The following is a 7,913-nucleotide window of genomic DNA, read 5'->3' as shown; positions in this document are numbered from 1 at the left end:
TATGGAGACCATAATTTCTCTTTGTAAAGAAAATAACCCATTACAAGTATGAAAACGCTGTAAACATACGAAGCTACAACCATACTTTCACTACCAGTTGCTTCATAAAAATACTTTGGGAAAAAGAGGTGAACTAAGCCCATAAGAATAAAAGGTAAACAGCTTATTATGAATGATGCTTTTAATACCTTCTTGGCTGATGATTTAGTCTCTACCGTTCCTACCAACGCTCTAAACAAGCCTTTCGACATTACAACGTAACTCCTTTTATGAAATGGTTCCAAATGCGGCCTAACGCCTGCGATAAGGTGCCCCACGCAAAACCAGCAAAGCGCGCTAAACTTCATACCAAAACCGCCGAGTGTAACGGGTCACCTTGATTGCTTTGTTAGGCATTTCCACTTGTGGGATCCCTACTTGGCCGCCGAACTCTCAGCGTACCACAGCGCCAATCATGGGATACAGCAACAAAGAACCTTAACGTAACATAAATACTTTCAACACCTTAAAGCCAGCTAAACTTGCATGACAACCTTATGAGGTGTTAATTGTGGCTGCATCACCAGGCTGACAGGTTGAGTTATCGACAAGCCTTTCACTGCGGTGCAACGAGAAAACTAGGAACGCTTATTGCCATCGTCTGAGGCAGCAAAGAACGTAGCAACCTGCATACCCCAGATCTTTAAGGACAGCCTTACGATGAACGAGTGGCCTAAGATTTCCCGTTCTTGAGCGACGCGGTTACGACCAGATCCAAAAGCCGGCTTTTCCCATGCCTAACGCCTGCAATAAGGTGTGCCCCACCGAACCTGCAAAGCGCACCAGACTCCATACCAAAACCGCCGAGTGTAACGCATCACCTTGATTGCCTTGTTATATTTTGCTCGCGTACAGGTCATGTAATTGCGGCTGGTTTTTACCAGAAATTTTCTCGTTACAGCAAGAGGCTTCAATTGGTGATTGATTTTTTGTATGCACTCCATCCATTATTTCAAAAAGCTGAGATAAACTATTATCGATAGCTTCAGTAACAATTTCACGCACAAATGACTTCTCAATTTCAGATAAATTTGATAACCATGATTGAGCATCATTCGAAATACCAGATTGGTTCCCTTCTGACCAATCGATGGAGAAATTCCTAGCTTCTTCTTTTATTAATTGAACAAATGATTCACCGTTCATGACCCACTCCAAAAATCATTACACATGGAACTGATTAAAAATCTATTTTGATAGCGAAAGTAAACAATCAATCAAGCAAACCAATATCAAGCAATATTGAGTTAGAGCTTTTCCGATTTGTCGGCTATACAGGCAAATATTAATACTCTAAGCTTCCACTCTATTTAACAAATATTCGACGATAGTTTCTGCACAAAATATAACGCCTGGCATAAGGTGCGCCACGGCCAACTCACCAAGCACACCGGACTCGATACCAAAACCGCCGAGTGTAACGCGTCACCTTGATGCCTTTGTTAAGGGCAAAATTGCCACTCATTCTTGAGGTCTTCTAGCGTCACAATTTCAGTACTAAAATGAATAGGATAATCCATTTGAATTAACTCGATTCGCTTCTTCACTTCAAGTTTGCTTACATCATCATTATCTAGAACCAAATAGAAATGAAACACTAACTTTCGAGCATCGAACCCTTGCCATTGCTCCTGAACTTGTAGTGCATTATCAAAGATTTTTTTAAGTCTATTACTAATATTTGCTTGAGATGTAATCAACTTTGTTTCGATCGCATGAACATATGCGTTATCAAACGCTACACCATCAAAAAGAATTTCTCTATTCGAAGATGTCTTTAACTTTACATCAGGTTTAAATTCTAATTTTAGCTTTTTCGATAATGAGGTTAAGGCTAACTTTTCAGCAAGAATTGCCTGGGAAAATCGTTCAGTATCCTGATTTAATGTAACCTTAATTCCCTCATCTTCTATATCAGCCTTGATTTTTTCAAGCTGTTCACCCGCAGCTGCCTTACCAAACAACTTAAGGAAGTTATCCTCGTTTTGATAGTCAGATGGTGCATATAATGTTTTGTGGTTAAAATTTAGTGTTAGAAAAAACACTGCTACCAAAAAAGAAGGGAAAAGCATTAAAAACCAGATATATAGTTCCTGATTTTCTTTATCTACGAACGGCAATACTACAGTACCACTAATTTCAGCAATTGCTGCAAACATAGCTATTACTGTCAGTGGATTCTTAACATGAGTCATTTTTTCTAACACTGAACTCTCCTTTTGCCTTTAACGACCTGCCATAAAACGCCAGCAACGCATTACGACAATTTTTAATTAACCACCGTAAACGCTAAAACCAATTCATACCTAGAATGCCAAGCGTTGAGGGTCGTTTTGATGGCTTTGTTAAGTGTCTAGTTCTGCGACTTCTTGATGTACAACACCAAGCAAGGTTTTACACTCAACGAGTGTATCCCAATCTTCAGAATCTAAGTACGGTTTATAAAACTTAAGTAGCTCGAAGATTATTTCATGAGGCTCTTCGATATCGTACATTCTAAGTCGAGTGAAGATTTTTTCTTGGTGCCTACGTTCGGCTCGACTCAGTTTAAGTAATTTACGATCCGTAGAAGACTCAAAAATATTAGAAATTATTTCTACTATCGGTTGTGCGTTTTCAGCTATGGGATCAGCAATGCTCCCACAGAGTCGATCCGCAACTAAAGTAACCCAAAGAGCTATTTCTCGGAAAACAGTTGGTTGAATGGCATCACTATCTATGCGACTTTTCAAAGATGCTATTGCGTCGTCATCTTGAAACAAATTAGTTAATTATTCTGTTCTATTTAAAGTTTCTAGAACCGATGATGGGTATAGAGATAAAATTGATATCAACTTACTTGTTATTGGGTACATTTCTTGCCCAGAAGTTGACAACAATTGAATTTCTTTACTGACTTCGACTGCCTCTTGAATTTTAGTAGCATTTTCCAATCCAAGATAAGAAGCTTGGGTTAGGTAATCAATGTTCTTTTTGTCTTCTAGAAAGTTGATTACATTTGAAGCATTACCTGAATCTGGAACTAGCACTTCTAATTCTCTAGCAACAGACATACCTAAGCCCACGTGAGCCGGTGTACTTAACAAGTCATCTACTTGTTCATACTTAATTCGATAAGTGGCAATCTGAGTTCGCACATCTTTTAGAGCGTCTCTTTGAGTTGATTTCCTGTACGTTACTAACGCCAAGATTACTGAGCCTGTTGTTGCGATAGCAGCAATAAAGGTTCCTAGATTACTAAGTTCTTGTAAGGTCATGATTTTAGACTCAATTGATGTTCAAATCGTATTCTATCCTCATTATTAATGTGTGCAAAGTTGAATAGACACTTAACGCCTGCGATAAGGTGCCCCGCACTAAACCAACAAAGCACAATGAACTTCATACCAAAACCGCCGAGTGTAACGGGTCACCTTAATTGCTTTGTTAGGCATTTCCACATGTGAAATCTCTACTTGGCCGATGAACTCTCAGCATTCTCCGCCGCCAGCCATGGGATACAGCATCCACGAATCTTGACGTAAGATAAATACTATCAACACCTTAAAGCCAGCTACATTTACATGACACCCTGATGAGGTGCTAATCGAGGCTGCACCACCAGACTGATGGGTTAAGTTGACAACAAGCCTTTCACAGCAGTGTATCGAGGAAGCTAGGAATCCTTATTGCCATCGTTTGAGGCAGCAAAGAATGGAACAACCTGCATTTCTCCGAACATTAAGGACAGCCTTACGATATACGAGTGGCCTAAGATTTCCCGTTCTTGAGCGATGCGGTTACGACCAGATCATAAAGCAGGCTTTTCCCATGCCTAACGCCTGCAATAAGGTGCCCCGCACCAAACTAACAAAGCACACTGAACTTCATACCAAAACCGCCGAGTGTAACGGGTCACCTTGATTGCTTTGTTAGCTTTTTATTGTGTCAATGCGAAGAATGATTCCATCATAAACATATAGTTTTACTTGCCTGCCATTAATCAATAATCCACCATTTGAAATGGTAATATTATACCCGGGAGATACCTCATAAAAATCTAAGGTCAGGTTCTCTCCATTTACTTCAAGCAAATCACCCGGAGCATGCCCATTTTTTGGCTGTTCATACAGAACATTCACAGCTCCTTCGAGGATTTGATAATTTCCAACTATGTAATTGCAATAAATATAAAGATGATAAGAAACGTGCAACAGAAGCAGAAACACCCCAAATACAGACGTTATACATCCCCAAAATAACAAAAAAGTTCTTTGATAAATCTTGCGATATCTTATGGCTAGGAATAGTGAAATCATTCCAACAACAGCCAGCACAGACACCACTTTCACGACTTCCATATCTGGAATTATTGAGATTTCAAATATAGTTTGCATAAGTATTACCTAAGAAAGCTAACGCCTGCAATAAGGTGCCCCGCACTGAACCTACAAAGCGCACCGAACTTCAAACCAAAACCGCCGAGTGTAACGGGTCACCTTGATTGCCTTGTTAGGCATTTCCACTAGTGACTTTCCTACCTGACCGGCGAACTCTAAGTATGCTCCGCTGCCAACCATGGGATACAGCAACCACAAATCTTAACGTAACATATATACTTTCAACACCTTAAAGCCAGCTAAACTTGCATGACAACCTTATGAGGTGTTAATTGAGGCTGCATCACCAGGCTGACAGGTTGAGTTGTCGACAAGCCTTTCACTGCAGTGCAACGAGGAAACTAGGAACACTTATTGCCATCGTCTGAGGCAGCAAAGAACGGAAGGGTTAAGTAAACGACAAACCTGTCACTGCGGTGTCACGATGAATAGTGCAATGCAATATTGCCTGTGTCTAAGGAAGCAAAGAACGTAGCAACCAGCATTTCCCGGAACAATAAGGACAGCCCTACGATGAACGAATGGCCATAGAGTTCCCATTCTTGGGCGACGTGGTTACGACCAGATCCAAAAGCAGGCTTTTCCCATGCCTAACGCCTGCAATAAGGTGCCCCACGCTAAACCAACAAAAAGCACCGAACTTCATACCAAAACCGCCGAGTGTAACGGGTCACCTTGATTGCTTTGTTATGCAACTCCATCTATTGATTCGATCATACTTAGCCGAATACCTTTCCACACGTGATGAGTCTACGATTTCCTGACAACAAGCTCATACTCTAAAGAATTCGATAAGCTTTCAACACCTTGAGCCAAACCAGCTTGCATAACACCCTGATACGGACTGAAATGGCTGCTGCACCGAATTATTGCTTAAGACAAGCAACTCACCTTTCAGAGCAGAGTAACAATGAAAACTCATTGCTAAATTGCCATGGTAAAAGGCGACAAAGAAAACGACAACCTGCTGTTCTCTGAACTTTCAGGCAGCCTTTCGCTGAACGAATAGCCAGAGGAATCGTGGAAATGTGTGATGCACATTCTACCATCGATGAACTTGGTTCTAAGGTGCATAACGCCTGCAATAAGGTGCCCTACACTAAACCAGCAAAGCACACCGAACCTCATACCAAAACCGCCGAGTGTAACGGGTCAACTTGATTGCCTTGTTATGTGCTTTGTTTGTTATCAGCTCTATACTCACGCCAATACTGTTGATTTTCTACATGCTTTTTCAAAGGACGATCAGGTACTTTCTTAAACCCTTTTAACCGTTTAACCTTTTCTGATGTTTTAATGCTATTTTCAATTTCTATAGCTAAGTCTTCTTCTATATTTTTGTACTTTTCAAGTAACACTAACCGTGATGAAGCAGCCCGAAATGCCTTTGACGATAATCTCTTGTTTCTTCGAATGTTTTTACGACTACTTTTATCATTTTCACCGTAAGAGTTGCGGCAATCGTTATCGTAGCTAAGTCGTTTTTTCTCTTGAGGATTCTTGACTCTACTCATATCACTCACACACAAATTTCAAATATGACATATCATGAATATCTTACATCTCTGCCGTTAAACTCCACAAATCGGCACTCTCGGTTTCCCATGACGAATTTCCTCTCTGCTGGCACATAACGCCTGCAATAAGGTGCCCCACGTTGAACTAACAAAGCGCACCGAACTTCATACCAAAACCACCTAGTGTAATGGGTCACCTTGATTGCCTTGTTAGCTGCGGCCTTGGAGCACATTTCGTAGATCGTTCGCAAAAGGAACTAAGCATGTCTGATCTATCTTAAATCCAAACTCCAAATTCTGAGTAAAATCGCCATACTCAGTAAAGCAACCGCTGACTAAAACATGGCCAAGTTTGGTCACCTCAAACTTTACGAAATGATCATGGTAGTCTTCTATTAGTTCTGCACTTCCAACTATGTTTTCGGCCATTTTTTCAATGTCTTCAACAAAACTCTGCCCATTGTCAAAATAGACTTGTCCGCAATAGCCAAACCCTCTAGAGGAAACAAGAACTCGGCACTTGAATGAGCTACCTCTAAATAACTCAAAATTAGTCATCTCAAAGACCAATTTATCATCGTTAGTTAATAGTTTTAACATTGTTGTATTTATTGACTTTAACTTCATACTTTCCTTTAGCAGCTAACGCCTGCAATAAGGTGCCCAGCACGGAACTAACAAAGCACACTGAACCTGATACCAAAACCGCCGAGTGTAATGGGTCACCTTGATTGCTTTGTTAGGCATTTCCACTTTTGGCATTCCTACTTGATAGGCCAACTCTCAGCGCAGTCCTCAGCCAACCATGGGATACAGCAACAACGAATCTTAACGTAACACAAAGACTTTCAACACTTTAAAGCCAGCTATATATGCATGACAGCCTTATGAGGTGCTAATCGAGGCTGCATCACCAGGCTGACAGGTTAAGATGAAGACAAGCCCTTCACTGCGATGTCTCGAGGAAGCTAGGAATGCTTATTGCCATCGCCAGAGGCAGCAAAGAACGAAGTAACCTGCATTTTTCTGGACGTTTAGGACAGCCATGCAATGAACGAATGGCCTGTGAATTCCCGTTCTTGGGAGACGAGGCTACGACCAGATCAATAAGCAGGCTTTTCCCATGCCTAACGCCTGCAATAAGGTGCCCAACACGAAACTAGCAAAGCGCACCGAACTTCAAACCAAAACCGCCGAGTGTAATGGGTCACCTTGATTGCCTTGTTATAAGCGCCTAACTGCGTATGACTATGCTTTAAATTGAATTACTGTTTCGGTCCTTGATTACGTATACTGCACCGCTTGATTAATACCATAACGGTCACTGCTAGTATGATTATTTTTACCACTAACTTAGGCGATATTGAGATTGAACTGAATATGGACAAAGCTCCTGTCAGCTCAAAGAACTTTTTAAAATATTGCCAAGATGGCTTCTATGATGGCACGATTTTTCACCGTGTAATCAAAGGATTTATGATACAAGGTGGCGGTTTTACTGAAAACATGCATGAGAAGCCTACACGTGACTCTATTGCCAATGAAGCTAATCGTGGACTTAAAAACGTTATCGGTACTATCGCGATGGCACGTACCGATGCTCCACACTCAGCTACAGCTCAGTTTTTCATTAACTTAGCTGATAATGACTTTCTTGATCACACAACGACAACCAATTTAGGCTGGGGGTATGCAGTCTTTGGGAAAGTCACTGCCGGTATGGAAGTAGTCAATAAAATAGCCAAAGTGAAAACAACATCAAAATTAGGTCATGATGATGTGCCACGCGAGGCAATCATTATCGAAAAAGTAACCATTAAATGATGTAATTTGCGAGTGTCACTTTTTACAGTGGCACTTTAGCTTATAACGCCGCATTAAGGTGTGAGCGACGTTTGGCTATACTTGAGCGAAGCGAAACTGCCAAGCGTTGCGAATCACTCTTAAATGCTTTGTTATACGTTTATATTTCTGATGA

9 protein-coding genes are annotated in these 7,913 nt (G+C 41.0%); 1 reads left to right on the top strand and 8 read right to left on the bottom strand.

Translation table 11 applies throughout. The annotated features are described in order from the left end of the window. The 8 genes from L4D19_RS29305 to L4D19_RS29270 form a co-directional block, all read right to left on the bottom strand. A partial coding sequence (locus L4D19_RS29305; RefSeq protein ID WP_428455313.1) for a hypothetical protein occupies nt 1-251 on the bottom strand: 251 nt, incomplete at its 3' end. A gap of 622 nt (nt 252-873) precedes the next feature. Continuing rightward, complete coding sequence (locus L4D19_RS29300; RefSeq protein WP_428455312.1) at nt 874-1,185, bottom strand: hypothetical protein; 312 nt, start codon at nt 1,183-1,185, stop codon at nt 874-876. Between the two features lie 296 nt (nt 1,186-1,481). Next, the gene (locus L4D19_RS29295) at nt 1,482-2,246 is read right to left on the bottom strand and encodes a hypothetical protein (protein ID WP_428455311.1); all 765 of its coding nucleotides are present in this window, start codon (nt 2,244-2,246) and stop codon (nt 1,482-1,484) included. Nucleotides 2,247-2,384: 138 nt separating this feature from the next. Further along, nucleotides 2,385-2,771: a hypothetical protein gene (locus L4D19_RS29290; protein WP_428455310.1), complete on the bottom strand. Its 387-nt coding sequence runs from the start codon at nt 2,769-2,771 to the stop codon at nt 2,385-2,387. 39 nt (nt 2,772-2,810) lie between these two features. Beyond that, nucleotides 2,811-3,296, bottom strand: coding sequence for a hypothetical protein (locus tag L4D19_RS29285; RefSeq protein WP_428455309.1), 486 nt, complete (start codon nt 3,294-3,296; stop codon nt 2,811-2,813). A 654-nt stretch (nt 3,297-3,950) separates the two neighbouring features. Further along, nucleotides 3,951-4,415, bottom strand: a complete 465-nt coding sequence (locus tag L4D19_RS29280) for a hypothetical protein (RefSeq protein WP_428455308.1) — start codon at nt 4,413-4,415, stop codon at nt 3,951-3,953. Nucleotides 4,416-5,587: 1,172 nt separating this feature from the next. Then, entirely contained in the window at nt 5,588-5,932 is a 345-nt protein-coding gene (locus tag L4D19_RS29275) for a hypothetical protein (protein ID WP_428455307.1), read from the bottom strand. Between the two features lie 213 nt (nt 5,933-6,145). Next, the gene (locus L4D19_RS29270; protein ID WP_428455306.1) at nt 6,146-6,562 is read right to left on the bottom strand and encodes a WapI family immunity protein; all 417 of its coding nucleotides are present in this window, start codon (nt 6,560-6,562) and stop codon (nt 6,146-6,148) included. Between the two features lie 705 nt (nt 6,563-7,267). Between L4D19_RS29270 and L4D19_RS29265 the strand changes: the two genes are divergently transcribed. Beyond that, entirely contained in the window at nt 7,268-7,759 is a 492-nt protein-coding gene (locus tag L4D19_RS29265) for a peptidylprolyl isomerase (protein ID WP_428455305.1), read from the top strand. Nucleotides 7,760-7,913 lie beyond the last annotated feature (154 nt).

The organism is Photobacterium kasasachensis, assembly GCF_050336885.1.
Taxonomy (GTDB): domain Bacteria; phylum Pseudomonadota; class Gammaproteobacteria; order Enterobacterales; family Vibrionaceae; genus Photobacterium; species Photobacterium kasasachensis.
Note: the sequence above shows the minus strand (reverse complement) of the source record. Positions and strands in the feature narration are given on the sequence as shown.